Annotated in this window: 18 protein-coding genes; 11 read left to right on the top strand and 7 right to left on the bottom strand. The window is 66.0% G+C overall.

The window, feature by feature from the left end; genetic code table 11:
* Window positions 1–52 precede the first annotated feature (52 nt).
* Complete coding sequence (locus FHJ30_RS19090; protein ID WP_139030839.1) at window positions 53–2,470, bottom strand: PxKF domain-containing protein; 2,418 nt, start codon at window positions 2,468–2,470, stop codon at window positions 53–55.
* Window positions 2,471–2,907: 437 nt separating this feature from the next.
* On the opposite strand from FHJ30_RS19090, the gene FHJ30_RS19095 reads away from it, so the two are divergent.
* Window positions 2,908–3,891: an ABC transporter substrate-binding protein gene (locus FHJ30_RS19095; RefSeq protein ID WP_139030840.1), complete on the top strand. Its 984-nt coding sequence runs from the start codon at window positions 2,908–2,910 to the stop codon at window positions 3,889–3,891.
* A gap of 89 nt (window positions 3,892–3,980) precedes the next feature.
* Here the strand turns inward: FHJ30_RS19095 and FHJ30_RS19100 are convergent, their stop codons facing one another.
* The gene (locus FHJ30_RS19100) at window positions 3,981–4,679 is read right to left on the bottom strand and encodes a maleylpyruvate isomerase family mycothiol-dependent enzyme (protein WP_139030841.1); all 699 of its coding nucleotides are present in this window, start codon (window positions 4,677–4,679) and stop codon (window positions 3,981–3,983) included.
* Between the two features lie 222 nt (window positions 4,680–4,901).
* Between FHJ30_RS19100 and FHJ30_RS19105 the strand changes: the two genes are divergently transcribed.
* The 4 genes from FHJ30_RS19105 to catC all read left to right on the top strand — a co-directional run bounded on the left by FHJ30_RS19105 (window position 4,902) and on the right by catC (window position 8,759).
* On the top strand, window positions 4,902–6,281 hold the full coding sequence (locus FHJ30_RS19105; RefSeq protein WP_139030842.1) for an aromatic acid/H+ symport family MFS transporter: 1,380 nt from the start codon (window positions 4,902–4,904) through the stop codon (window positions 6,279–6,281).
* Between the two features lie 151 nt (window positions 6,282–6,432).
* Window positions 6,433–7,353, top strand: coding sequence for a LysR substrate-binding domain-containing protein (locus tag FHJ30_RS19110; RefSeq protein ID WP_139030843.1), 921 nt, complete (start codon window positions 6,433–6,435; stop codon window positions 7,351–7,353).
* Complete coding sequence (locus FHJ30_RS19115) at window positions 7,350–8,453, top strand: mandelate racemase/muconate lactonizing enzyme family protein (RefSeq protein WP_139030844.1); 1,104 nt, start codon at window positions 7,350–7,352, stop codon at window positions 8,451–8,453. Before FHJ30_RS19110 ends, FHJ30_RS19115 begins: the two co-directional genes overlap by 4 nt.
* A gap of 27 nt (window positions 8,454–8,480) precedes the next feature.
* Window positions 8,481–8,759 (top strand): muconolactone Delta-isomerase, encoded by a 279-nt coding sequence (gene catC / locus FHJ30_RS19120; protein ID WP_139030845.1) that lies wholly within the window; start codon window positions 8,481–8,483, stop codon window positions 8,757–8,759.
* Window positions 8,760–8,774: 15 nt separating this feature from the next.
* Here catC and FHJ30_RS19125 read toward each other — a convergent pair whose 3' ends face one another.
* The 5 genes from FHJ30_RS19125 to benA form a co-directional block, all read right to left on the bottom strand.
* Window positions 8,775–11,606, bottom strand: coding sequence for an AAA family ATPase (locus FHJ30_RS19125; protein WP_139030846.1), 2,832 nt, complete (start codon window positions 11,604–11,606; stop codon window positions 8,775–8,777).
* Between the two features lie 54 nt (window positions 11,607–11,660).
* A complete protein-coding gene (locus tag FHJ30_RS19130; protein WP_139030847.1) occupies window positions 11,661–12,488 on the bottom strand; it encodes a 1,6-dihydroxycyclohexa-2,4-diene-1-carboxylate dehydrogenase in 828 nt (275 codons plus the stop codon).
* A complete protein-coding gene (gene benC, locus FHJ30_RS19135) occupies window positions 12,488–14,059 on the bottom strand; it encodes a benzoate 1,2-dioxygenase electron transfer component BenC (RefSeq protein ID WP_139030848.1) in 1,572 nt (523 codons plus the stop codon). The genes FHJ30_RS19130 and benC overlap by 1 nt, the downstream gene beginning before the upstream one ends.
* Before the next feature lie 125 nt (window positions 14,060–14,184).
* Complete coding sequence (gene benB / locus FHJ30_RS19140) at window positions 14,185–14,721, bottom strand: benzoate 1,2-dioxygenase small subunit (protein WP_139030849.1); 537 nt, start codon at window positions 14,719–14,721, stop codon at window positions 14,185–14,187.
* 35 nt (window positions 14,722–14,756) lie between these two features.
* The gene (gene benA / locus FHJ30_RS19145) at window positions 14,757–16,142 is read right to left on the bottom strand and encodes a benzoate 1,2-dioxygenase large subunit (protein ID WP_139030850.1); all 1,386 of its coding nucleotides are present in this window, start codon (window positions 16,140–16,142) and stop codon (window positions 14,757–14,759) included.
* 326 nt (window positions 16,143–16,468) lie between these two features.
* Between benA and catA the strand changes: the two genes are divergently transcribed.
* From catA to FHJ30_RS19175, 6 genes are all read left to right on the top strand, one after another.
* Window positions 16,469–17,353, top strand: coding sequence for a catechol 1,2-dioxygenase (gene catA / locus FHJ30_RS19150; protein WP_171059138.1), 885 nt, complete (start codon window positions 16,469–16,471; stop codon window positions 17,351–17,353).
* Between the two features lie 159 nt (window positions 17,354–17,512).
* Window positions 17,513–18,790 (top strand): benzoate/H(+) symporter BenE family transporter, encoded by a 1,278-nt coding sequence (locus FHJ30_RS19155; RefSeq protein WP_139030852.1) that lies wholly within the window; start codon window positions 17,513–17,515, stop codon window positions 18,788–18,790.
* Between the two features lie 72 nt (window positions 18,791–18,862).
* Window positions 18,863–19,501 (top strand): TetR/AcrR family transcriptional regulator, encoded by a 639-nt coding sequence (locus FHJ30_RS19160; RefSeq protein WP_139030853.1) that lies wholly within the window; start codon window positions 18,863–18,865, stop codon window positions 19,499–19,501.
* Window positions 19,502–19,599: 98 nt separating this feature from the next.
* Window positions 19,600–21,117, top strand: a complete 1,518-nt coding sequence (locus tag FHJ30_RS19165) for an aldehyde dehydrogenase family protein (RefSeq protein WP_139030854.1) — start codon at window positions 19,600–19,602, stop codon at window positions 21,115–21,117.
* Window positions 21,118–22,785: a GMC family oxidoreductase gene (locus FHJ30_RS19170; protein ID WP_240793765.1), complete on the top strand. Its 1,668-nt coding sequence runs from the start codon at window positions 21,118–21,120 to the stop codon at window positions 22,783–22,785. It abuts the gene before it with no gap.
* A gap of 90 nt (window positions 22,786–22,875) precedes the next feature.
* Window positions 22,876–24,486 carry an APC family permease gene (locus FHJ30_RS19175; RefSeq protein WP_139030855.1) on the top strand — a complete coding sequence of 537 codons (1,611 nt, stop codon included), beginning with the start codon at window positions 22,876–22,878 and terminating at the stop codon, window positions 24,484–24,486.
* The last annotated feature ends 91 nt before the right edge of the window (window positions 24,487–24,577 follow it).

Below are 24,577 nucleotides of genomic sequence, written 5' to 3' on the forward strand. Positions count from 1 at the left end.
GACCGGGCCCCTTCTCTGCGGCGCACGTCCTTGGGCGCCGCCGCTGTAAGCGCTACTTCAGCTTGAAGTTGGCGCTGATGGAGGAGCCGTCCTTTGCTGTCATTGTGAGCTGGTAGCAGCTCCCGGGGCTCGTGGGCGTCTTCCAGTTGTAAATGAACTGACCGGCGAGGGCGTCATACCGGAGGTAGGTGCTGCCCGTGGCCGTCACTTCGATGTCATCGACATGCAGGAGCGAGCACTGGATCGGGGACGCCTTGAGGCTGTCCACGGCACTGACATCCGTCAACTCCCGGTCGCCCGCGAAGATCTCGAACTTGGCCGGTACCGTGCTGCCGCCCTTCACCGTGTTCAGGACACCGTTCATGTCGATCGGCTGGTAGAAGCCCTTCACAGTCCAGCGCTTGACCTCATAGGAGTGGGTGATGGTGGTGGTGTTGCCGGCGAGGTCCGTAGCCGTTGCCGTGAGGTTGTACGTCCCCACTCCCGTGCCGTAACCGGTCACCTCGCACGCTCCACGCACGCCGGACAGTTTGTCCGTAGCTGTGCAGGTCGGCTGCGCCGGCGTCGATCCGTAGTAGCCGTCCGCGATGACAGAATCAAAGGTCACCGTTGGCGCAGTCTTGTCGATCTTGAGCACAGTAGAGGCTTCACCAGCAGCGCGGACGTTACCGGCAAGGTCCTTGAACTCGGGGCTTAGGACAGTCACCGTTTCCCCTTCGCCCGACGACGTCACGCTCTTCGTCGAGTCAGCAGGTCCCGAGACGAGGTCGTCGGCCCCGAAGGTGACCGCAACGTCCGTGTTGTACCAGCCGTCGCCGTTGGCTGCGGGGCTCGTGCCCACGTAGCCGACCGTCGGTGCTGTTTTATCAACCTTGAAGGACTGCGATGTGGCGCCGGCGGGCGTGATGTTGCCGGCGTTGTCTACGAATGCCGGGCTCAGTACCTTAACATCCGCCGCCTCCCCGCTGGAGTACACCGTCTGCGAGGACGTCAGGAGTCCTGACGTCGCATCCGTTGCCGTAAAGCGGGCCCCGACGTCGGTCACGTACCAGTTATTCTCGCCCAAGGTGCCCGAGGCCACTCCGTCGTAGCCAACAGACGGTGCCGTCTTGTCGATCTTGAAGGACTGGGAAGCGGCGCCGGCAGGTGTAGTGTTGCCGGCGTTGTCCGTAAAGGCAGGACTTTCGACCATCACGGCTTCGCCTTCCCCCGACGAGGTAACCGTCTGCGTTGAGCTGAGCGGGCCGGAGGTGAGATCCGTTGCCTTAAAGCTGGCCCGGACATCGGAGACGTACCACCCGCCAAAGCCGAGGGTACCGGCCTCTGTGTCGTAGCTGACGCTCGGCGCCGTCTTGTCGATCTTGAACGACCGGGAAATGGTTCCGTCGGGCACGGTATTGCCCGCGTTGTCGGTGAACGCAGGGCTCAAGACCCTTACGTCGGCACCCTCGCCGCTGGAGGACACCTCCTGGGAAGAAGTGGCCAGCCCCGACGTCTCATCCGTTGCCAGGAAGCGGGCCAAGACATCGGAGGTGTACCAGTTGTCGTTGCCGGCCGTTCCTGTCGCGTCGGCGTAGCTCACCGTCGGCGCCGTGCCATCTTTTTTGACTGGTACGGTGACCGTGCCAGTCGAGCCGCCGCTGCTGCTTGCGGAACATGAGTAGTCAGCAGGCAGCTGGTCCAGCGCCACGGTCACGTCGACGCAGCCGACCTTATCCAGGGTGCTGGAGGAGTCGCCCTCGGTGACAATCCACTTCAGCGTGACGGCTTTCCGGTACCAGCCGTTCAAGCCGTCCGGCTGTGCCGCATCCAGCGTGTAGCTGATGCTGGGCGCAGTGCCGTCAACGATGTTGTATGTGACGGAACTCTCGGCTTTGAGCCCGCCCTTGTCCGTGTAGCTGCAGGACGCTGTCTGAGAACCAATGCCGGTGGCGGCGTCCTTACCTGAAAGTGCCCCGAGCGTGGCCCCGAAGGAACTGTTCCCGTCCTCGGCGTCGGTCACATCACAGGTCGCTGCGGGCACGGTGCCCTTGGTGTAGGAGGCGCCGTTCTCCACGCCACTGACGCTGAGTCGGGGCGCGGTGTTGGACGGCGCAGGGGCTGTGACGTTCACAACAAATGCAGCCATGTCGACGCCAAAGGTGCCCGACGTGTTGTTGGCAGCAACAGAAGCAGTCACGCTGGCCGATCCTGCTTTGAGCGGAACCACTGTCAGCTGGACTCCTGGAGCCCCGCAACTAGTCAGGACAACACTGGCGGGGCTGACGGTGGCAACAAGAGGGTCGCTAGAGGCAAGGGCCACGGTTACGGACGCATCTTTCTTGACGTTGCATCCTGGCTCACCGTCCCCGCCCCTGGGCTGTATCTGCAAGCTCGTGGTGCCGTTGACGCCGACGTTCAGGGGCATGATCTCCGCGATGGCGTCGACGCTGTTGTCCACCGTGTTGTAGACGTCGTCTGCGTAAGCCACGCCGCCTCCTGCCAGCACCAGTCCCGCAGCCGCAACCACCGCGGCGGCCCGGGTACCCGACCGCCTCCGCAGGCTCCTATCCCCAGCCCTAGTTGTCCCACTTGGCGAATTCATCATGTGCGTCTCCCTAAGACCATGTGCCCACCGCGGGCGCAACGTACTTCAACGTACGGGCTGATGCTGGATCAGCACACGCGTAATCGCACACCTGTCTTTGCTCCTTAAGTACTCGTTTTCCGAAGCGTCTATTGACCGGCACTACTTGGTTTCTCACTCCCGGATGGATCCGAATGTGACCGCCCCGGTCCTCGCGTGAACCGTCGTTACGCCCTGTATCCCAGCGTTTCAGCGTCTTTGATTCCCCTCCTCGGGCTGCCGGATAGTTGCTGCAACGAGCACACTCCGATGCATCCGCTACCCACCTCCAAGGAGGAAAAATGGCCATTACCAAGGCGAAACCAGCTGCTGCCGTGGCCCTCACCATCACCGCGCTGCTGGGGCTGGCAGCATGCGCCGATCCGGGCGCGACGGCGGCGACAGCACCGACGTCGAAATCCACCACCACCGCAGCAGGCAAGACCTTTAACCTGTCCCCGCAGCAGGACCGCTTCAAGGTTTCCGTGGACGCCGCTGCCGCTGCGCTGGTCCCCGAGGCCATCAAGGCGGACGGCAAGCTGACCGTGGTGACCACCGGCAACACGGCTCCGCTCAGCCTGTTCGCCACGGACAACAAGACGCTGATCGGCAACGAGGTGGACATCGCCTACGCCGTGGGCGAGACCCTTGGGCTTGAAGTCGAGGTCCTTCCGGTGGCGTGGGCGGACTGGCCGCTGGGGATCGAGTCGGCCAAGTACGAGGCCGTACTCTCGAACGTCACCGTCACCGAGGCGCGCAAGGAAAAGTTCGACTTCGCCACCTACCGGAACGACCTGCTGGGCTTCTATGCGAAGAGCGATTCGGACATTGGCGAAATCCGGGAAGCCAAGGATGTTGCCGGCAAGCGCGTCATCGTCGGCTCCGGCACCAACCAGGAAGCCATCCTGGTGCGCTGGGACGAGGAGAACAAGAAGAACGGCCTGAAGCCGGTCGAGTTCCAGTATTACGACGACGACTCGGCCTCCACGCTGGCCCTTCAGTCCGGCCGCGCGGACCTTACGTTCGGACCCAACGCGGGTGCCGCCTACAAGGCAGCCCAGGACGGCAAGAGCAAGCAGGTAGGCACCCTCAACGGCGGCTGGCCGCTGACGGCCGAGATCGCCTTCACCACCAAGAAGGACAACGGCCTCGCGGCGGCTGCCCAGGCAGCACTGAACGAGCTGATTCAGAACGGCACGTACGTCAAAATCCTGGACCGCTGGGGCCTGGCTTCGGAGGCCATCCAGAAGTCCGAACTGAACCCGGCAGGCCTGCCCAAGAAGTAAGGGACCTGCCGACGAATGAATCCCCGCCCTGCTCACCGCAGGGCGGGGATTCTTCGTTCAGTCCCCCGTGATGCCGGCTGCCGGGGCTCTCACCAGGCAGGCAGTGCCGGCACCGGGCCGTCCGCCTCGATATGTTCGACATCTCCTCGCGCCAGCCACTGGAGAAGCCCTTCGCGGTCGGATACAACCCGGAGGCCGCCGTCGCCGATGGTCCATTCGTCCCGCTCTTCAGTCACGAGCGTCATTCCCGGAGCACCCTGGGCGCGCAATGAACGCACCGCTGCTTCCAGGGCGTCCAACAGCGAGTCCGGATCAGCTTCCTCGATGGTCCAGGCAGTGTCCAGGTCGTGGTGGCGCACCACAACCTCGGCGATGCGGAGGGCCACGATGGACGTCGCCGGCAGCGGGCTGCCGTTCAAGCGAATCTCCGGGGCAGCGAGCGCGCCGGCCAGCCGCTGTGCCTGCTCGGCGAAGTGGTCGGCGGAGGCCCGCAGCTCCGCCAGCAGCTCCTCCCGGGGCAACGCGGCCAGGGCGGCGATGGCCTCGGTGCGGGCTTCGGGCGAGGCGTCCAGCCGGCGTTCCTCACCCGTGACGGCCCAGTCAATGAGCTGCACCAGCGCAGGGGCATTCGCAGCCACGTGTGCAATCACATGGGCCCTGGACCAGCCCCTGCACAGCGACGGGGCAGCCATCTCATGGCCCGACAGGGACGTGGCAGTGGCAAGGAACATGTCTGTTTCGCGGCCCAAGCGGGACAGGTCTGAATGGAGGCGTGCAGGTGTGATCATGCCGCCAGCCTAACGGGGACGCCGATCGGTGTCATCTATATTTACTATTCGGCAATATTCTTCTATTGATAATAAATTTTGACAAAAATACCCCCCGGCGGAACCCCGGGCATTTACCTCATATGTCATGGATCACATTCCTGTCAGGCTGAAAGGAACCCGGAAACGGCCGCTGGCCCAGAGTCGTGCCAGCGCATGCAATCACCCCGAGAGGACCCGGACATGACACAACCACATGCGGTTATCGCTGAAAATCCACAAAAGGAGGCCCGCACCGCCAACTGGGTGGCCTTCATCATCTGCACCGCCCTGCTCTTTGACGGTTACGACCTGGTCATTTACGGCACCGTTCTGCCGGGCCTGCTGGCGGACCCTGGCCAGATTGGGAAGTTCGACATGGCCACCGCCGGCCTCTTGGGCTCCTGGGCCCTCATCGGCGTGCTGGTGGGCTCGCTGATCTGCGGCGCGGTGGGCGATTTCTTCGGCCGTCGCCGGCTGATGCTCCTGGGGATCGCCTGGTTCTCTGTGGGCATGTTCGTTACCGCCCTCACCACCACGGTTCCGGCCTTCGGCGCCATGCGCTTCATTACCGGCCTCGGCCTGGGCGTGGTCATCGCCAGCGCCGGTGCCACCATGGCCGAGTTCGCTCCGGCCGGCCGCCGCCAGTTCTACAACGCCATCGTCTACTCCGGCGTCCCCGCCGGCGGCGTGGTTGCTTCCATCATGGGCATCCTGTTCCACGACAGCCTCGGCTGGCGCGGCCTGTTCATCATCGGCGCGCTGCCGCTGGTAATCCTGCTGCCCATCGCCTGGCGCAAGCTCCCGGAGTCCCCGCGCTGGCTGCTGTCGCGTGGCCGCGAAGAGGAAGCACTGGCCGCCGCACAGCGCACCGGCGTTCCGCTTCTCGAAGAGCGCGTCATTCTGGACGCCGGCGCAGCGCCACAGAAGTCGGGCTTCGCCGCGGTATTCTCCAGGCAGTTCGCACTGGCCTCGGTCCTGCTGGGCCTCATGTCCTTCTGCGGCCTCCTCCTCACGTACGGGCTCAACACCTGGTTGCCCAAGATCATGGAGGGCTACGGTTACGGCCGCACCTACTCCCTGTTCTTCCCCCTGGCCCTGAACCTCGGCGCAGTGGCCGGCGGCCTGGTCGCCTCCCGGCTGGCGGACAAGAGCGGACCGCAGCGCGTCATCGCTTCCACCTTCGCGCTGGCCACAGCGTCCCTGGTCCTGATGACCTTCAACTTCCCGTTGCCCATGCTCTTCACCTTCATCGCCGTGGCCGGCGTGGGAACGCTGGGCACGCAGGTACTGATCTATGGATTCCAGTCCAATTACTTCACCACCAACGCCCGCGCGGCCGGCGTGGCCTGGTGTGCCAGCGTGGGCCGCCTGGGCGGTGTGCTGGGTCCGATCATCGGGGGCTGGCTGGCGGCAGCAGGCATCGGCGGTTCCACTGCCTTCTACATCTACGGCGGTGTTGCGCTCCTGGGTGCCTTGGTCACGGTCCTGGTCCCTCATCAGCGCAAGCTGGAAGCGGCCGAGCACCAGGTCGAGGAAATCGCCGGGCACCGCACCGAAGCTTCCGCGGGGCAGCCCCAGTAGCGGGGCTGCGTCAGCACGCAGCCCGTACCCGGCGGCTCGCTCCGAATGTCATTGAGTCAAAAGAATGCACTAGTAGACCCATTTAGGGTTATTCTTTGAATCAATAGACGTCTAGGGCAGGCCCTTGGCATGGCGCACGGGAAGGCACCCAGTGGACATTCGGCAACTGAACTATTTCATTGCAGTCGCGGAAGAACGGCACTTCGGCAGGGCCGCCAAACGCCTCCACATGGCACAGCCGCCCCTCTCCCAGCAGATCCGCCAGCTTGAGGAACAGCTGGGTGTCCGCCTGCTCAACCGGACCACACGGCGCGTGGACCTCACCGCCGCCGGCGAGCTCCTGCTGGACCGCGGGCGGCAGATCGTCAACGATATGGAAACCTTGAAGGCTGATGTGTACCAGGTGGGCAAGGGCGCGACGGGAGTGCTCCGGGTTGGCTTCTCGGGATCGGCCACGTATGGCGTGATGCCGCAGATCGCGCGGCTGGCAAAACAGATGCTCCCGGGCCTGTCACTGGCATTGAACGGGGAGATGCTCACCCCGTCCATGGAAGCGGGACTGCGGGACGGCACGCTGGACGCCGCACTCCTCCGCCCGCCCGTAGCCTCGCAGGAGGTCGACTACCGCGTGGTGGCCCGGGAGCCGCTCGTCGTCGCGGTTCCCTCGTTCAGCGCGTTGGCCGAGGACAAGCCGGTGGCGATGCACGAACTTCAGGACCAGGACTTCATCACCTACGCGCCCGAATCCGTCCTTTACCGCATCACCTCGGACCTGTGCCGGCAGGCCGGGTTCCAGCCGCGCATCACCCAGGTGGTGGGCGAAACCTCCACCATGCTCGCCTTCGTTGCCGCGGGGGGCGGGGTGGCAGTGATGCCGTCCCGCGTCCGTGCTTTCCAGCTCGACGGCGTCGCGTACCGGGAGATCGAGAACGCACCTCCCATAGAACTCGCCGTGGCTTGGCTCCGCGGCCGCAGTTCGGCCCTGCTGCACAACTTCCTGGATGTCGTCGTGGCAGCCACCGCGCCAGGGCACGACCCGCTCCCCACCCAAGAAAGGCTTTCCGCGTCATGAAAATCGCAGCCATTGAGGCGATTCCCTACTCGATCCCGTACCGTCATCCGCTGCATTTCGCGTCCGGATCCGTCCACGAGGCGGACCACGTGCTGGTCCGCCTCACCACTGACGACGGCGTGGTGGGCATCGCGGACACCCCGCCCCGCCCCTACACCTATGGTGAGACGCAAAAGTCCATCGTCGCGGTGGTGCAGGACGTGTTCGCGCCGCAACTGATCGGCGTCGACATTTTTGACCGTGAAAAGGTGCAGGAGATTCTTTACCGCACCATCCACAACCAGACCGCCAAGGGCGCCGTGGACATCGCCCTGTGGGACGTCATTGGCAAAACCTTGGACCAGCCGGTGACGAAATTGCTGGGCGGCTACACGGACTCGGTGCGGGTCTCCCACATGCTTGGCTTCAAGCCTGCGGAAGAGCTGCTTGCCCTGGCGCTGGAGTTCCGCGAAACCTACGGTATCAGCACGTTCAAGCTCAAGACGGGCCGCCGGCCCCTCCACCTGGATATCGAAGCAGCCCGTGTGCTCCGTGAGGGCCTGGGCGAGGAAGCTGAAATTTACATGGACGCCAACCGGGGCTGGTCCGCCAACGAGGCCGCCCAGGTACTGCGCCGCACCGCCGACCTGGGCCTGCAGTTCCTGGAAGAACCGGACGACGCCCGGGAAATCCTGGGCCGCCGCCGGCTGGTGGCAAACTCCCCCATCCCCATCGCCGCGGACGAATCTGCCCCCAACCTGGGTGAGGCCGCCAAGGAAATCCTCAACGGCGGGGCCAACCTGCTTGCGGTCAAGACGGCGCGCTCCGGCTTTACCGAAGCCGCAAAGATTGTGGGGATGGCCGAAGGCATGGGCATCGACGTCTACATCGGCAACCAGATTGACACCCAGGTGGGCACCGTGGCCTCCGTCGTCTTCGGAGCCGCGTTCGCCCACACCGCCAGGCGTGCCGCGGAGCTGTCCAATTACCTGGACATGACGGACGACCTCCTGGCCGAACCCCTGCAGATCATCGAGGGGCGCATCCGCGTCCCCGAAGGCCCCGGCGTCGGGACCGCAGTGAACGAGGAAAAGCTCGAACGCTACCGCAGCGACCGCTAAGCCATCCCTTCCACGAAAGGAAAACCCGTGAAGTACCTTGTCCACATGGACGTAAACATCCCCGCAGACCTGCCCGCCGCAGAGGTGGCGGAAACCAGGGCCAAGGAGAAGGCCTACTCACAGGAACTGCAGCGCTCCGGCAAATGGCCGGAAATTTGGCGCGTGGTGGGTGAGTACGCCAACTACTCGATCTTCGACGTGGACTCCAACGACGAACTCCATGAGATCCTGCAGAACCTGCCGCTGTTCCCGTATATGGAGATCTCAGTAGTGCCGCTGGCCAAGCACCCTTCCGACGTTAAATAGAAGCCGCGTCCCGGGTCAGTCCTTGGCCCGGAACGCCGCGGCAAGCTCACTGCGGGAGCGAATCCCCATCTTCCGGAACAGCCGGGTGAGGTGGTACTGCACCGTCTTCTCCGCGAGGAACAGGGCACGCGCAGCCTCTTTATTGGTGGCGCCTCCGGCCACGAGCTCGGCCACCGCCTGCTCCTGCGCCGTCAGCTGGATGTGATGGTCGCGGGCGGCAGTCAGCACCGTGTCGGCAGGGTCGGGAAGATTTCCGACGTCGAGGCCGGTTGCCTTGAGCTCCCTGTCGCAGCGCTCCACATAGGTGGCCGCGCCCAGTGAGTCGTAGAGGTCCCGCGCCGCGCGCAGCACCGAGGACGCCAGCCGCCGCTTGCCGGCGCGGCGCATGCTCTGCCCGAAGGCGAAACTGATCCGGGCCCGCAGGTACGGCCGGTTAAGTCCCCGGAGGTGGCCCAGGGCCGCCTCGAAATGCTCCCGCGCCGCGTCAGGATCCCCCTGTGCCGCCAGCAGCCGACCCCGCGCCCACGCCATCCGCGCCATGTCGGACGGAACTTCGCGCTCACGCCGCAGCCCCTCAAAGGACGTCAGGAACTGGTCCGCGGTGTCCAGCTGGTCCGTCATCACCAGGGCGTTGATGTAGGTGTCCTGCCAGGGCCAGAAGGACACCCGGTCCTCGGTCCACGGATCCAGCTCGGTCAGCGGCTGCAGCACGGCAAGGGCGCCCTCATAGTCGGCCCGCGCCTCATGGAAGCGGGCACGCGCCAGGCTGGCCGGCACCTGCATGGCGCGGTACGTTCCCGGCTGGACCGCGGCCTGTGAGACGTAGTAGCGCGCACGGTCCCAGTCACCGCGCATGGACCAGAGCTCGGCGGCGGTCCAGTACAGCAGCGGCCGGATCAGCGGCATTCGGGACGTTTCCAGGCGGACGCTGGAGCGGGCGATGGTGGCCGCCGCGGCATCCCAGTTCCCCAGCACCAGGTGCGTGCGGGCCAGCCACGCTTCGGCCCAGAGGGAGATCCGCAGGGATCCGCCACGGTACTCGGTGGGGGCCGCGGACTCGAAGTTCACCAGCGCCGATTCCACGTTGTCCAGGCGCAGTGCCAACCACCCGGCCCCCATCTGCACCCGCTGCTTCTGCGCATTCTCGGCCGCGTGGCCGAAAGCCCGCTGGTAGGACGCCTCCGCCTCGCCCAGCCGGCCGCGGGCATACAGGCCCAGGCCGTAAATGGCTTCCGATTCGACGTGCGCCGGCGTCCCGGGTTCGGTCAGCGACATGGCGCGTTCAGCCCAGCCGGTGATCATCGGGCCGTCCCAGGACGCCACCCCGTGCAGCACGAACCGCTGCGCCACCTGGGCAGCAGCCTTGGGGTCGCGCTCTGGGTTGCTGGTGCGCCAGGCCATTTCCAGCTGGCTTTGGGCGCTGTCGTTCTGGCCGGACACCGTGGAGAGGTAGCCCAGCACCGAAGAGCGCAGCGGAGAGGGCGGCAGCGCGTCCACGGCGGCGGACCAGGTTTGGGCCTCGGCAATATTCCCGGCCCCCACCAGCGCGTCCACGGCGCGCAGGAGCCGGTCGTTGCGGGCCCGGATGTCCAGGGACAGCCGCGACGCGGAAAACAGGGCCGTCGCAACGTCCTGCCATGCCCCCACCGCGGCCTGGCGGCCCGCGAAATCCTCAAGTTCCTCGACGAGGGCCTGGTCCCCTGCCGGCGTCGCTGAGACCCGGTGCCCGAGTTTTTCGCCCTCCGGCTGCACGGCCTCCGCGGCCAGCCGGTGCAGCGCGATCCGGCGGCTGGGAACGATCTGCTCATAGATCGCCTCCGCCGTTCCGGGTTCGACGAACACGACGGCGGAGCGCGCCTGGTCCACGGACAGCCGCAGGAGGCCGGCGCGGTGGCCTTCGTCCAGGGCATCGAGGACGGACTCCACGCCGCTGACGGCTGCAACTTCATGCAGTCCGGCGCTGCGGCCCAGCACGGACGCAGCTTCGGCCACGGCAACGAGGGCGGGAGACGCGGAGTCCAGGACGCTGTGTACGCGTGCACGCAGCAGGGAGGTGGGCGGCAGCGAGGGGAACCAGCTCAGCCAGGTCTCGGCGGGCAGTTCGCGCAGCAGCTCCATCACGGGCTGCGGCAGGCCCCCGGTGTGCCGGACCAGTCCGTGGGCCGCAGTGACGCTGAGGTCGATGCCGTGTAGGCGCCGGGCCACTTCCTGGACCTGTTGCGGGGTCAGCGGCTCCATGGAAATGCGGACCACCTGGTGCCCGGTGAGGTAGTCCAGGACGCTGGCGGGGATGCGCTGCGCGTCGGCGGGGTTCAGGGTGAGCAGGAACAGGATCTTCTTGCCGTGCAGCCGGCGCATGACGAACGTGAGGATGCGCAGGCTTTCCACATCGAGTTTGTGGACGTCGTCGACGGCGACCACCACGCTTCCGTGCGACTGCAGCCCTTCGAGGTGGGTGCTGAGGGTGGACGCGTAGTTGACCACCTGGTCCGTACTCAGGGAGGCGAGGGGACCCGCAGGAAGGTGCGGGCCGCCGTCGTACGCTTTCGCCGAACGCAGCGGCGAGGTGAGCATCAGCTGCGAATAGCCCGCGAGCGCAAACTGCGCTTCCCACTCGTCGCCCATGGCGGAAAGGACGCGGACGCCGCGGGCCCCCGTGCGGCAGTATTCCAGGAAGGACTCCATCACCGCGGTTTTTCCGGAGCCGGCGGGCCCGGTGAGGACCACGGCAGCCACCTTGCCCTTACGGACTGTGCGGAGGATTTCCGCGAGCTGCGCGAACACCCCATCGCGGCCTACCAGGGCAGAATCCGCTCCGATATCGCCCTGGACGGACCCCGCAGTCATGGCCGCAAGTCTACCGGAGCGTCCTGCCCGCCCGTTCCGGCGGGGGTCCACGCGCTAGCCCAGGTCCCCGCCGGCCACCGGAAGGACGCTTCCGGTGAGATAAGACGCTTCGTCGGAGGCGAGGAACACGATGGGCGCGGCCTGCTCGTCCAAGGTCCCGTAGCGCTTCATGAAGGACGACTCCACGGTCTGGTCGACGATCATCTGGTACCAGGCCTTCTCGGTGGCGGACTCGGCTTCCGGGCCGCGCTTGACCTTCCGTGGCGGCGCCTCCGTGCCGCCGGGCGCAGTGGCGACCACGCGGATGCCGCGGCCGGCCACCTCCATGGCAAGGGCCTGGGTCAGGGCATTGACGCCGCCTTTCGCCGCGGCGTAGGGAACGCGGTGCATGCCGCGGGTGGCCACCGAGGACACGTTGACGATGGTCCCCGATTCCTGTTCGAGCATCGCAGGCAGGACCGCCCGGCAGCTCCAGAGCGTGGGAAAGAGCGAGCGGCGGATCTCCTTCTCGATCTTGTCCTCGTCGTATTCCTCGTAGGGGCGGGCCCAGATGGTACCGCCCACGTTGTTGACCAGGACATCCACCCGTCCATGGGCTGCGAGCGCCGCCTTGACGGCCTGGGTTGCGCCGGCGAACGTCTCGAGGTCTGCGGTGACGGACGTAGCCGAACCGCCGGAACCGGAGGCCTTGGCGGCCTCGCCGATGCCGCGGGCCACGTCGTGCACCAGGTCCGCGCGGTCCACCAGTACCACAGCGCCGCCCTCGGCGCCGATGCGTTCAGCCACCTTTTGGCCGATGCCCTGGGCTGCGCCGGTGACGACGGCGACCTTGCCGCCGAACCTGCCCGGGGTCACGAATTGTCCGGCGTACGGTTCAACCATCAGAGGGCGGCCTTGGCGTCAATGGCACCGGCCATGGTTTCCTTCGCGTCGTGGGCGTGCGCCGTAATGACGGCGCGGAGGCGTTCCTTGTCGCCCCGCTCGAACGCGTCCACGATGTCCACGTGGTCCTGGGTGACGCGGGCGAAGATCGGCGTGCCTGTTTCCAGGGCCGCAGCCATCTGGGCGTGCACGTCCAGGCGGCGGTAGGACTCCAGCAGCATAGGGTTGTCACAGACCATGAAGAGGTACTCGTGGAATTCCTCGTTGGTACGGGCAAACTCCTCGGGGTCGGTGATGCTTCCGCCGTCCACCGAGGCACTGGTGGCTTCGGCGAGGCGGCGGAACTGGCGCAGCTGCTCTTCGCTGAGCCGGCCCAGCAGCAGTTCGCTGACGGCCAGTTCCAGGCCCATGCGGGCGTCCAGCTGGGCGAAGCTGTCCTCCTTGCGGAAATCCAGCCGGCCGGTTTCCAGTGAAGAGACTGCCTCGCCGCGGGTCATGGTGTCGCCTTCGGCCTGGATCTTTTCGGCCGGAGCCGGGGCGCCCGTTTCGGCGTCGCCGCCGGTGGCCTCCTTTGGTGCGAACCGTTCGAAGTAGAAGTTGGCGGGCTGGATGCCTTCGGTGTCCAGCCACTTGGAAACAGCGTTGACCATGGGCGGCGGGCCGCACAGGTAGATGTCCACGTCGCCGTCGTTGAGGTGCTTCGGTTCGATGATCTGGGTGACGTAGCCGGTGTGCGGGGCGGAAGTGCCCGGTTCGGACGCGATGTAGTCCCAGGTGAAGCCGGGGAGCTTCGCTTCGTAGGCGCGGAGCCAGTCCAGGCCTACGATGTCCGCCTCGCGGGTGAGCCCGTAAATAAGGTGTACCGCGGTGGACGGCGGGTTTTCGGCGAGCTTTTCCAGGATGGACAGGAGCGGGGCCAGTCCGGTGCCGCCGGCCAGGAGCAGCAGTGGCCGCTTGGGCTCGCGCAGGAAGAAGGACCCGTAGGGGCCCGTGAATTCGATGGCGTCGCCAACCGCGGCCCGGTCGCGCAGGTACTCGGACATGGCACCCTGGGGAGTCACGCGGACCATGAAGGACGCATCCTCCACCTCGGGGCCGCTGCTGAAGGAGTAGGAGCGTTCAGCGTCGGTGCCCGGGACCTTCAGGTTGACGTACTGTCCGGGCAGGAAGGCCAGCGCATCCCGGTTGTCCACCTGCAGGGTGAAGGACACCGTGGTCTCCGTGTGCCGGTTGAGTTCCTTGATTGTGGAGCTGAAGGTAGCGGCCGCCGTCTTGGCCGACTCGGACGTGGCCGGGATCTGGATGGCCAGGTCGGACTCCGGGACGGCCTGGCACGTGAGCATGTAGCCCTTTTCAAGCTCCTCTTCGGTCATGGCGTCGTCGATGAAGTCGCCCGGGTCGAAGGAGCCGGAATCGCAGAACGCCTTGCAGGTGCCGCACGCACCGTCGCGGCAGTCCGACGGGATGTTGATCCGCGCCTTGTAGGCCGCATCCATGACGGTCTCATAGTCGCCGACCTTGATGACTTTGGTAACGCCGTCTTCGAAGCTGAGGGCTACTTTGTGGCCCATGGGGTCCTCCTGACTGGGCGGGCGCGTCGTCGCGTCCCGGGAAAAAGTTTGGGGCGTGCCCGGCGGGCACGGAGTGGGACCTGCCCTGCGGCGCCCGGGAAGTCCGGGCGCCGGCGCGGGGAAGGTCAGATCATGTAAACGTCCACCACGTGGTGGATGTAGTCGTTCTTCAGGACCACCTTCTTCTTCAGGATCACCGGCTGCGGGCCGGACAGGTCGATCGTGTAGAAGCTGGTGCCGAAATAGGTGTCCGTTGTGTTGTAGCGGAAGTACAGGGTGAACCAGTTGAAGCGCACCTCAACCTTGCCGCCGTCATTCGACAGCACCTCGATGTCTGTGATGTTGTGGCCGGTGCGCGGCTCGGGGAGGGAGGTGGCCGACGACCGGTCGGTCTTGATCCGGAAGACCCGGTCTTCGATGCCGCCGCGGTTGTCGTAATAGATGAGGGAGATTTCGTTCTGGGGGTCCTGCGTCAGCTGGTCGTCGACGTCCCACGCTGGCATCCAGAATTCGGAGTCAGGGTGGTAGCACTCGAGCCACTCGTCGAACTGGCGGTCGTCCAGCAGGCGGGCTTCCCGGTAAAGGAAGGCCCGGACGGTTTCGAGGGTTGCGATCTCCTCCGCGGTCTTCAGGGCCGGGGCGGTTTGGGTCAGGTTGGTCATGGGTTCTGCGCTCTCTGTGGTTCCGGCGGGCTCTCTCAGGCGGTGACGGAAACGGATTCCAAGGCGGAACGCTCCTCTTCCTCCGCCAGGGCCCGGTCCATGACTTCCTTCCAGTACCCGTGCTGGATGGGGTAGAGCCCTTCGTCTTCGGTGCGCACGCCGGAGGCGATCACCCGGGTCATGCCCAGGGCCTGTGCCTGCTCGTCCGGACCGGTGATCTCATGGGTGGAACCGCGCGTCATATCGTTCCAGGGTGCGCTGGTGGCCCAGTAGGTCTTGTTGCAGGACCGGAACTCTTCCAGGTCGTCCGGCGTGGCCATGCCGGTGGCGTTGAAGAAGTCCTCGTACTGCCGGATGCGCTTGGAGCGGTTCTCCTGGGACTCGCCCTTGGGGGCTATGCAGTAGATCGTCACCTCGGTCTGGTCCGCGGAGATTGGCCGGAAGTGGCGGATCTGCGAGGAGAACTGGTCCATGATGTACACGTTCGGGTAAAGGCAAAGGTTGCGCGAGATATTGATCATGAAGTTCGCCATCTCCTCGCCGTACTTCTGCACCAGCTCGTCGCGGCGGTCCCACAGCGGACGGTCCTCGGGGTTGGTCCATTCCTGCCACAGCAGCAGGTGCCCGTGGTCGTAGGAGTAGAAGCCGCCCTTGACCTTGCCCCACTTGCCGGCGTCCATGGCCTTGGTCTTGTTGGCGGAGTCGCCGGCGGTGCGCCGCGCAGTGGTGGCAGCGTAGTTCCAGTGCACGGCCGTGACGTGGTAGCCGTCTGCGCCGTTCTCGGCCTGCACTTTCCAGTTGCCGTCGTAGGTGTAGGTGGAGGATCCCCGCAGAACCTCCAGGCCCTCGGGGGACTGGTCCACAATGGAATCGATCACTTTGGTGGCGTCGCCGAGATGCTGCTCAAGGGGGAGCACGTCCGCCTTCAGCGAGCCAAAAAGGAATCCACGGTAGGACTCAAAGCGGGCAACCTTGGTGAGGTCGTGCGACCCTTCTTTGTTGAACGTTTCCGGGTAACCCGCATTGCGGGAATCCTTGACCTTCAGCAGCTCCCCGGAGTTCTTGAAGGTCCAGCCGTGGAACGGGCAGGTGAAGGTGGTGCGGTTGTCCGTCTTGCGGCGGCACAGCATGGCGCCCCGGTGCGAACAGGCGTTGACGATGCAGTTGAGCTTCTCGTCCTTGTCCCGGGTGATCATCACCGGAGTACGTCCAATGTAGGTGGTGAAGTAGTCCCCCACGTTGGGGATCTGGGACTCGTGGGCGAGGTACACCCAATTGCCTTCGAAGATGTGCTTCATCTCGAGTTCGAAGATTTCCTGGTCGGTGAAGATCTCGCGCTTGGCCCGGATGATGCCGTTCTCGCGGTCATCGATCACGGCGTCGGCAAGGACCTCGCGGGCATGGGTCAGGTTCTCGGTCATGGCGTGCTCCTCCATTGGAGATTGCTGGACGGATGGTCGGGAGGTCCGGGCCGGGCAGCGGTGCCAGCTGGGACGTTAGAGCAATTCTTCCCGCTCGTGACTGCGCTCACATCAGGCAAACACCTAGGGTCGACCAAGGGTGTCTTTATGTACCGATAATGACAGAAAATAGGCATTATCGATATTTGTAGCGTCCTTATCTTCGGACCTACGATGAGACTGACATCACGCGATGCCGCAAGGCCGCAGGATCCCTGCGCCAGCGTCCCGCGGCGGGTGCAGGAAACCTTCCTGGCCCCAATTCAAAGACGAAGGTGGAGACCGCCATGACTGAGACCCAAGTGGATACCCGGAACGAGAACGAAGGCACCGCCGTTGAAGCCGGCTCGAAGGCCACCGAACGCTTCGCCGCCTCCGGCAAGCTCTCGGAGCTGCACGTGCCCAAGGAGCGCGTGAGCCTCCTGGCCGGTGCGCTGATCAAGGCCGCCAACGACATCGTGGTTGAGCACCAGGTCACCTACGAGGAGTACAACACCCTGAAGGCCTGGCTCATCAAGGTAGGAACCGACGGCGAGTGGCCCCTGTTCCTCGACGTGTGGCTTGAGCACACGGTGGAGGACGTCAACTCCCAGGAGCGCCCCGGCACCAAGGGCACCATCGAGGGACCCTACTACGTGCCCGGTTCGCCCGAGCTTCCCACACCGGCCACCGTCGAGATGCGCGACGGCGAAGAGGGCACCCCGCTGCGCTTCACCGGCCAGTTCACGGACACCAACGGCAACGCGCTCCAGGGCGCCCAGGTGGAGATCTGGCACGCGGACGCCGCCGGCTTCTACTCGCAGTACGCACCGGGCCTGCCCGAGTGGCTCTTCCGCGCCACGGTCAAGGCTGACGACGAGGGCCGCTTCGAGATCAACACCATGCGCCCCGCGCCGTACCAGATCCCCACGGACGGTGCCTGTGGACAGCTCATCGAGGCTGCAGGATGGCACGCTTGGCGTCCTGCCCACATCCACATCAAGGTCTCGGCTCCCGGCTACCAGCCCGTCACCCAGCAACTCTACTTCCCGGGCGACCCGCACAACGCCGACGACATCGCATCGGCCGTCAAGCCGGAACTCATGCTGGACCCCCGGCCCCGCACGGACGGCGGCGCCGGCGAGGAAGTTGTCTACAACTACATCCTCGCCAAGGAAGGCCAGACCAAGTAGGAATTCCTGCTGACAGCCGGCGCCGGGTGTTGCCCGGCACCGGAGGCGCCCCGGGATGCACGCGCTCCCGGGGCGCCTGTATTTTGGGCACCCGCTTTTCGTGACCGTTTGCCTTTCATGACCGTTTGCCGCCCTCTGCCGATGCCGCCAGGAGCCAGGATGACCCCTCGTCAAGACCCGATCGACACCGAGGCCGCCACTGCCGCGCTACCCGCCCCGCAGCCCCTGCTGGAACGCCCCGGAACCAGGCCCGCCGGACCGCGCCGGTTTCTGCGCGACGTAGCCCCGCCCTATCTGTCGAACGGCGCCATCGGGCTGGTGTTCACCGCGTCCGGACCCATCGCCGTCACCCTGGCCGTGGGCGCAGCCGGCGGGCTGACCCAGGAACAGCTCGCGTCCTGGGTTTTTGGCATCCTGTTTTCCGGAGGCGCTGCCACGCTGGCCATGTCGCTGCTGTACCGGCAGCCGCTGGGTTTTGCCTGGTCCATTCCAGGCACCGTGCTGCTGGGGCCCTCGCTGCAGCACCTGTCCTTCCCGGAAGTGGTGGGCACGTTCTTCACAGCAGGCCTGCTTATCCTGGCGCTGGGAGCCACTGGTGTGATCCGGCGGATCATGGCCATGATTCCCATGCCGATCGTCATGGCAATGGTTGCAGCTGTATTCCTCCGGTTCGGCACCGACATCGTCTCCTCAACCCAGGCCAATCCGGCGGTTGCCGCCCCGATGGTGGGCGCGTTCCTGCTCCTCACCGCCGTGCCCGCGCTGGGAAAGTTCCTTCCGCCGGTCCTCGGCACCCTGTTGGCCGGCTGCCTGGCCGTAGCGGCGAGCGGGCAGTTCGTTGCCGGCATGCCCGGGCCGTTGCTGGCCGGCCCCGTCTTCACCCCGCCGGAGTTCACCTGGGCTTCACAGCTGGAGTTGGTGGTGCCGCTGGCGCTGACGGTGCTGTTCGTCCAGAACGGCCAGGGCATCGCCGTGCTCCGCACCGCGGGGCACCGGCCGCCCGTGAATGTTTTTGCGATGGCGTCCGGGGCGTTCTCCATGCTGAACGCCTGCTTCGGCGCCGTTTCCGCTTGCGTGACGGGGCCCACGAATGCCCTGTTGACGTCGTCGGGCGTTAAGGAACGCCAGTACACCGCAGCGGTGACCTATGGCTGCCTGGCGCTGGCCTGCGCTGCGCTGGCACCCACCCTGACGCGGCTGATGCTGTCCACGCCCAGGGAATTCGTCCTGGTCCTGGGCGGAATCGCCATGCTGCGTGCGCTGCAGCAGGCGTTCGTGACCGCCTTCTCCACCACTTTCACGATGGGCGCGCTGGTGACCTTCGTGGTCACCATCTCCGGCCTGGACCTGTTCAACATCCACGCAGCCTTCTGGGGCCTCGTCATTGGCTACGCAGTGTCGCGGCTGCTGGAGCCGGCCCACCACGCGAGGCTATGAAGCGATAGGGGCAGTGACGTGCCGCCGGGCCGCCAAAGTGCACTCCCCCGGGTTTGGCAATAGTCTGGCCAGATGGGGACAAATACCGTGAACAATGGCGAACAGGTCGACAGGCAGTCCCGCATTCTCGAAGCAGCGCTCGATCTGCTGTCCCGCCACGGTATCTCAGGGGTGAGCATGCGCGCAGTGGCGCGCGAGGCCGGCGTCGCGCTGGGCCTGGTGAACTACTACTACGACGACAAGACGAGCCTGATCCGCGCCGCCCTGCGCCGGGTGGACGAGCACGATCTCCTGCTGGTTGCTCCGGATCCGTCGTCGACCCCGGATGAGCAGTTGCGCAAAGCCCTGCGGCGGGTGGCGGGCGCCGACCTGCTGACCACACGGTACCTGTCCCTGCGCCTGCACCTCTGGGCCCTCGCCCAGGCCGACGAGGACTATGCGCAGATCAATGCTGCCGCCTTTGACCGGTATATCGACGGGCTAGCGGCGCTAGTCTCCAACGCCCAGCCGGACCTGTCCTGGGAGGAATGCCGGGCCCGGGGCTCCGACATCGTGGTCATCCAGAACGGCATGTGGCTGACCTCGCTGCTGGGTGTGGACAAGGCTGCCATAGAGCGAAGCATCACGCGGACTGAAGAGATCGCGTTCGCCCCGGCCGAGTCGCGGAGCAGCGGTGACGCCGCCAGCCCTGGCACCGTTCGGGAGCACTAAAACCGCGGCATTCCCTCCGGTACGGCCACCTGAGTAACATTGAACGACTGTTCAATTTTCTATTGAACAGTCGTTCAACTTCCGTTACTGTCCTCCGTATGACATACGCCACACCGTCTACCGACGTGACAGCATCCACCCTCTTCATCAACGGCTCGTGGGAGCCGGCCGCGTCAGGCGCAGTGCGCCACATCCACAATCCGGCCGACGGCGAACTGGCCGCCACGGTCTCCGAGGCCGGCAGGGAGGACGCGGAGCGAGCCATTGCAGCAGCGCGGGCGGCCTTCGATTCCGGCATCTGGTCAAGCGTCCCGGCGCCCGAGCGCGGCGCCTTCCTGCTGAAGGTCGCGGCGGAACTGCGCGAACGGCGGGAAAAGTTCGCCCGCGCCGAATCGCTGGACACCGGGAAGCGGATCGCCGAAAGCCGCATCGACATGGACGATATTGCCGCCTGCTTCGAATACTTCGGCAGGCTTGCCGGGCAGCAGGCGGGCCGCGTGGTGGACGCCGGGGACCCCGCCGTCGTAAGCAGGATCGTCTACGAACCCGTGGGTGTCTGCGGCCTCATCACGCCCTGGAACTACCCGCTGCTTCAGGCCGCGTGGAAGATCGCCCCGGCCCTCGCTGCCGGCTGCACCTTCGTCCTCAAGCCCTCCGAGCTCACCCCGTCCACCAGCATCCTGGCCATGCAGCTGCTGCAGGATCTCGGCCTGCCGGACGGCGTCGCCAACCTCGTGACCGGCCCCGGCGCGCAGGCTGGCGCACCGCTCTCGGAACATCCCGCCGTCGACCTCGTTTCCTTCACCGGCGGCTTGGAAACCGGCAAGCGCATCGCGGCGGCCGCGGCCGGCACCGTCAAGAAGGTGGCGCTGGAGCTGGGCGGCAAGAACCCCAACGTGGTGTTCGCGGACGCGGACTTTGATGCCGCCGTCGACAACGCCCTGAACGGCGCCTTTGTCCACTCCGGCCAGGTCTGCTCGGCCGGGGCGCGGCTGGTGGTGGAGGAATCCATCGCCGAACGCTTCGTGGACGAGCTGGTCCGCCGCGCGCAGGGAATCCGCCTGGGCGGCCCCTTTGACGAGGCCGCCGAAACCGGTCCGCTGATTTCCGCGGCCCACCGCGAGAAGGTCAACGCCTACGTCCAGCGCGGTATCGAGGAAGGCGCGCGGCTGCGGTGCGGTGGTTCGGCACCTGCTGGGGAGAAGTACGACGCCGGCTTCTACTACCAGCCGACCGTCCTGGACCGCGTTGAGAGGGGCATGTCCGTGGTCACCGACGAGGCCTTCGGCCCCGTAGTGACCGTCGAAACCTTCCGCACCGAGGACGAGGCCGTGGCCACCGCCAACGACACGATCTACGGGCTTGCCGGCGCCGTCTGGAGCCAGGACGCCGGCAAGGCGCAGCGCGTGGCATCCCGGCTGCGGCACGGCACGGTCTGGATCAACGACTACCACCCATACCTCCCCCAGGCCGAGTGGGGCGGCTTTGGCCAGTCCGGCGTCGGCCGCGAGCTCGGCCCCACAGGGCTGGCCGAGTACCAGGAGGCCAAGCACATCTACCAGAACACCAGCCCCCAGGTGACCGGCTGGTTCGCTGACCACGGCAAGGAGAACTAGATGCACTTCGACAACATCGAGGACCTCAGCGAGCGCGGGTTCGACTACATCGTGATCGGCGGCGGATCCGCCGGGGCTGCAGTGGCGGCGCGCCTGAGCGAGGACCCGGACGTGACCGTGGCCCTGGTGGAGGCCGGCCCGGATGACCGGAACATCCCCGAAATCCTGCAGCTGGACCGCTGGATGGAACTGCTGGAGTCCGGCTACGACTGGGACTACCCGGTGGAACCGCAGGAAAACGGCAACTCCTTCATGCGCCACGCCCGCGCCAAAGTGATGGGCGGGTGCTCCAGCCACAACTCCTGCATCGCCTTTTGGGCTCCGCGCGAGGACCTGGACGAGTGGGAGGCCAAGTACGGGGCCTCCGGCTGGAACGCCGACGCCGCCTGGCCCCTCTACAAGCGGCTGGAAACCAACGAGGACGCCGGCCCCGACGCGCCCCACCACGGGGACTCGGGCCCCGTGCACCTGATGAACGTGCCCCCGGCGGATCCTGCCGGCGTCGCCCTTTTGGATGCCTGCGAACAGGCCGGAATCCCGCGCGCGAAATTCAACACCGGGGCCACCGTGGTCAACGGCGCCAACTTCTTCCAGATCAACCGTCGCGCGGACGGCACCCGGTCCTCCAGTTCCGTCTCCTACATCCACCCCATCATCGAACGGGACAACTTCACCCTGCTGACCGGCCTCCGCGCCCGCCAGCTGGTGTTCGATGCGGACAAGCGCTGCACCGGCGTGGACGTGGTGGACTCGGCGTTCGGCCGGACCCACCGGCTCTCCGCGCGGCAGGAGGTCATCCTGTCCACCGGCGCCATCGACTCGCCCAAGCTCCTGATGCTCTCCGGCATCGGCCCGGCCGCGCACCTCGCCCAGCACGGCATCGAGGTCCTGGTGGACTCCCCCGGCGTGGGCGAAAACCTGCAGGACCACCCGGAAGGCGTGGTGCAGTTCGAAGCGAAGCAGCCCATGGTGCAGACGTCCACCCAGTGGTGGGAGATCGGCATCTTCACGCCCACCGAGGACGGCCTGGACCGCCCGGACCTGATGATGCACTACGGCTCCGTCCCGTTCGATATGAACACCCTGCGGCACGGCTACCCCACCACGGAGAACGGCTTCAGCCTCACCCCGAACGTCACGCACGCCCGTTCCCGCGGCACCGTCCGCCTGCGCAGCCGCGACTTCCGCGACAAGCCCATGGTGGACCCGCGCTACTTCACGGACCCGGACGGCCATGACATGCGGGTGATGGTGGCCGGCATCCGCAAGGCCCGCGAAATCGCCGGTCAGCCCGCCATGGCTGAATGGACCGGGCGTGAACTGTCGCCCGGCGCCGAGGCGCAGACCGACGAGGAACTGCGGGACTACATCCGCAAGACCCACAACACCGTCTACCACCCGGTGGGCACCGTCCGGATGGGCGCGTACGACGACGATATGTCGCCGCTTGACCCCGAACTGCGGGTCAAAGGCGTTACCGGCCTCCGGGTCGCCGATGCGTCCGTCATGCCGGAGCATGTCACCGTCAATCCCAACATCACCGTCATGATGATCGGCGAACGCTGCGCCGACTTGGTCCGGGCGGACGTGGTCCGCGGCGGCCGCACCGGCCACACCGGCGAATCCATGACCCTGGAAGAAATGGAGCTCACCGCGTCCCTCGCCTGAGCGGCGGGGTCCCGGCGGCAGGGCATCGACCTTCCATGCGCCACGGCCGGCCGGTCATCACTATCGTGCTTTTCTGATTTAGGAGTCCACATGGCGGAACCCAGCAAGAGTATTGATTCAAGCGGCATGGACGAGTTTGGTTACACGCAGACCCTGGACCGGAGCATCGGCAAGTTTGCCAGCTTCGCGGCGGGCGTCAGCTACATCTCCATCCTCACCGGTGTTTTTCAACTGTTCTACTTTGGTTTTTCCATGGCCGGCCCTGCATACGCGTGGTCCTGGCCCCTCGTTTTCGCCGGCCAGCTGATGGTGGCGTTGTGTTTTGCTGAACTGGCGGGCCGCTACCCGGTGGCCGGATCGGTCTACAACTGGGCCAAGCGGCTCTCGTCCGGGACGTGGTCCTGGCTGGCGGGGTGGCTGCTGCTCATCTCGTCCATCGTGGCGCTTGGCGCCGTGGCCCTGGCGCTGCAGCTCACCCTGCCGCAGCTCTGGTCCGGATTCCAGTTCATCGGCGACGGGACGGGCACGTACGACTTCGCCCTGAACGGCGTGCTGCTGGCGAGCATCATGATCGGCATTTCCACCATGATCAACGCCTTCGGCGTGAAGCTGATGACCAGGATCAACAGCATCGGCGTCTTTGTGGAGCTGATCGCTGCCGTGCTGCTGATCCTCGCCCTCGGCTGGCACGTGGTGCGGGGGCCTGAGGTCTTCTTTGACACCGCCGGCTTCGGGGAAGGCCACGATTTGGGCTTCTTCGGTGTTTTCCTGATCGGTGCCATGGCCTCCGGCTACGTGATGTACGGCTTCGACACCGCCAGCTCCCTGGGCGAGGAAACCAAGGACCCCAAACGCACGGCACCCAAGGCCATCCTGCGCGCCATCACGGCATCCTTCGTGCTGGGCGGGCTGATCCTGCTCTTTGGCATCCTCGCCGCTCCAGACCTGGCCGACCCCAAGCTCGGGGCGGCCGACGGCGGGCTGCAGTACCTGGTGCTCTCCGTCCTCGGAGGCCCCTTCGGAAAGGCCTTCCTCGCCTGCATCGTGGTGGCCGTGGTGGTCTGCACCCTGGCAGTACACGCTGCCGCCATCCGCATGATGTTCGCCATGGCGCGGGACAACAACCTGCCGTTCAGCCGGCAGCTCGGCAAGGTGTGCCCGGTCCGCAGGACCCCCACCGCGGCGGCCATCGTGATCGGCGTCATGGCCGTCATCCCGCTGCTGGTCAACGTGATGCAGCCGGCAATCTTCACCATCATGTCCAGCATCAGCATCGTCCTGATTTACCTGTCCTACCTCCTGGTCACCGTTCCGCTGCTGCGCAACCGGCTACTGAAGAAGTGGCCGGTCGCCAACGACGGCTCCGAGCCGGGCTTCAGGCTGGGCAAGTGGGGGCTCCCCGTGAACATCCTCGCGGTCCTGTGGGGCGCCGCCATGACCCTGAACCTGGTGTGGCCGCGCCAGGAGATCTACAACTCGGTGCCGCCGTTCGAGTGGTACCTGCAGTGGGGCGGGGTGATCTTCGTGGCTGCTGTTTCCGGCGGCGGGGCCCTGCTGTACCGGCTGAAGATCCGGCACCAGACCGGCGTCCTGGCCGAGCACGCGGCCGCGGTTGCGGCGCATCCGTCGTCGGGCCCGGCGCTTCCGGCCGTTCCGGCTGAAGATCCGCTGCTGGCGGCAAAGGTTCCCTCGGCACCTTAAGTCCCCCGCTCCAGCTCCCGCAACAAAAGAACGGCCGACGGCGGCACTCACCTGAGTGCCGGCGTCGGCCCTTCTGCGTAACCAGGCAGGT

The sequence above is a fragment of the Arthrobacter sp. BB-1 genome (assembly GCF_006151685.1).
In the GTDB taxonomy this organism is placed as follows: domain Bacteria; phylum Actinomycetota; class Actinomycetes; order Actinomycetales; family Micrococcaceae; genus Arthrobacter.

Bases quoted from the DNA above. Each gene is read 5' to 3' on its own strand.
- FHJ30_RS19095 (WP_139030840.1), top strand. From the start codon at position 2,908: ATGGCCATTACCAAGGCGAAACCAGCTGCTGCCGTGGCCCTCACCATC.
- FHJ30_RS19100 (WP_139030841.1), bottom strand. From the start codon at position 4,679: ATGATCACACCTGCACGCCTCCATTCAGACCTGTCCCGCTTGGGCCGC.
- FHJ30_RS19105 (WP_139030842.1), top strand. From the start codon at position 4,902: ATGACACAACCACATGCGGTTATCGCTGAAAATCCACAAAAGGAGGCC.
- FHJ30_RS19115 (WP_139030844.1), top strand. From the start codon at position 7,350: ATGAAAATCGCAGCCATTGAGGCGATTCCCTACTCGATCCCGTACCGT.
- FHJ30_RS19125 (WP_139030846.1), bottom strand. From the start codon at position 11,606: ATGACTGCGGGGTCCGTCCAGGGCGATATCGGAGCGGATTCTGCCCTG.
- FHJ30_RS19130 (WP_139030847.1), bottom strand. From the start codon at position 12,488: ATGGTTGAACCGTACGCCGGACAATTCGTGACCCCGGGCAGGTTCGGC.
- benC (WP_139030848.1), bottom strand. From the start codon at position 14,059: ATGGGCCACAAAGTAGCCCTCAGCTTCGAAGACGGCGTTACCAAAGTC.
- benB (WP_139030849.1), bottom strand. From the start codon at position 14,721: ATGACCAACCTGACCCAAACCGCCCCGGCCCTGAAGACCGCGGAGGAG.
- benA (WP_139030850.1), bottom strand. From the start codon at position 16,142: ATGACCGAGAACCTGACCCATGCCCGCGAGGTCCTTGCCGACGCCGTG.
- catA (WP_171059138.1), top strand. From the start codon at position 16,469: ATGACTGAGACCCAAGTGGATACCCGGAACGAGAACGAAGGCACCGCC.
- FHJ30_RS19155 (WP_139030852.1), top strand. From the start codon at position 17,513: ATGACCCCTCGTCAAGACCCGATCGACACCGAGGCCGCCACTGCCGCG.
- FHJ30_RS19160 (WP_139030853.1), top strand. From the start codon at position 18,863: ATGGGGACAAATACCGTGAACAATGGCGAACAGGTCGACAGGCAGTCC.
- FHJ30_RS19165 (WP_139030854.1), top strand. From the start codon at position 19,600: ATGACATACGCCACACCGTCTACCGACGTGACAGCATCCACCCTCTTC.
- FHJ30_RS19170 (WP_240793765.1), top strand. From the start codon at position 21,118: ATGCACTTCGACAACATCGAGGACCTCAGCGAGCGCGGGTTCGACTAC.
- FHJ30_RS19175 (WP_139030855.1), top strand. From the start codon at position 22,876: ATGGCGGAACCCAGCAAGAGTATTGATTCAAGCGGCATGGACGAGTTT.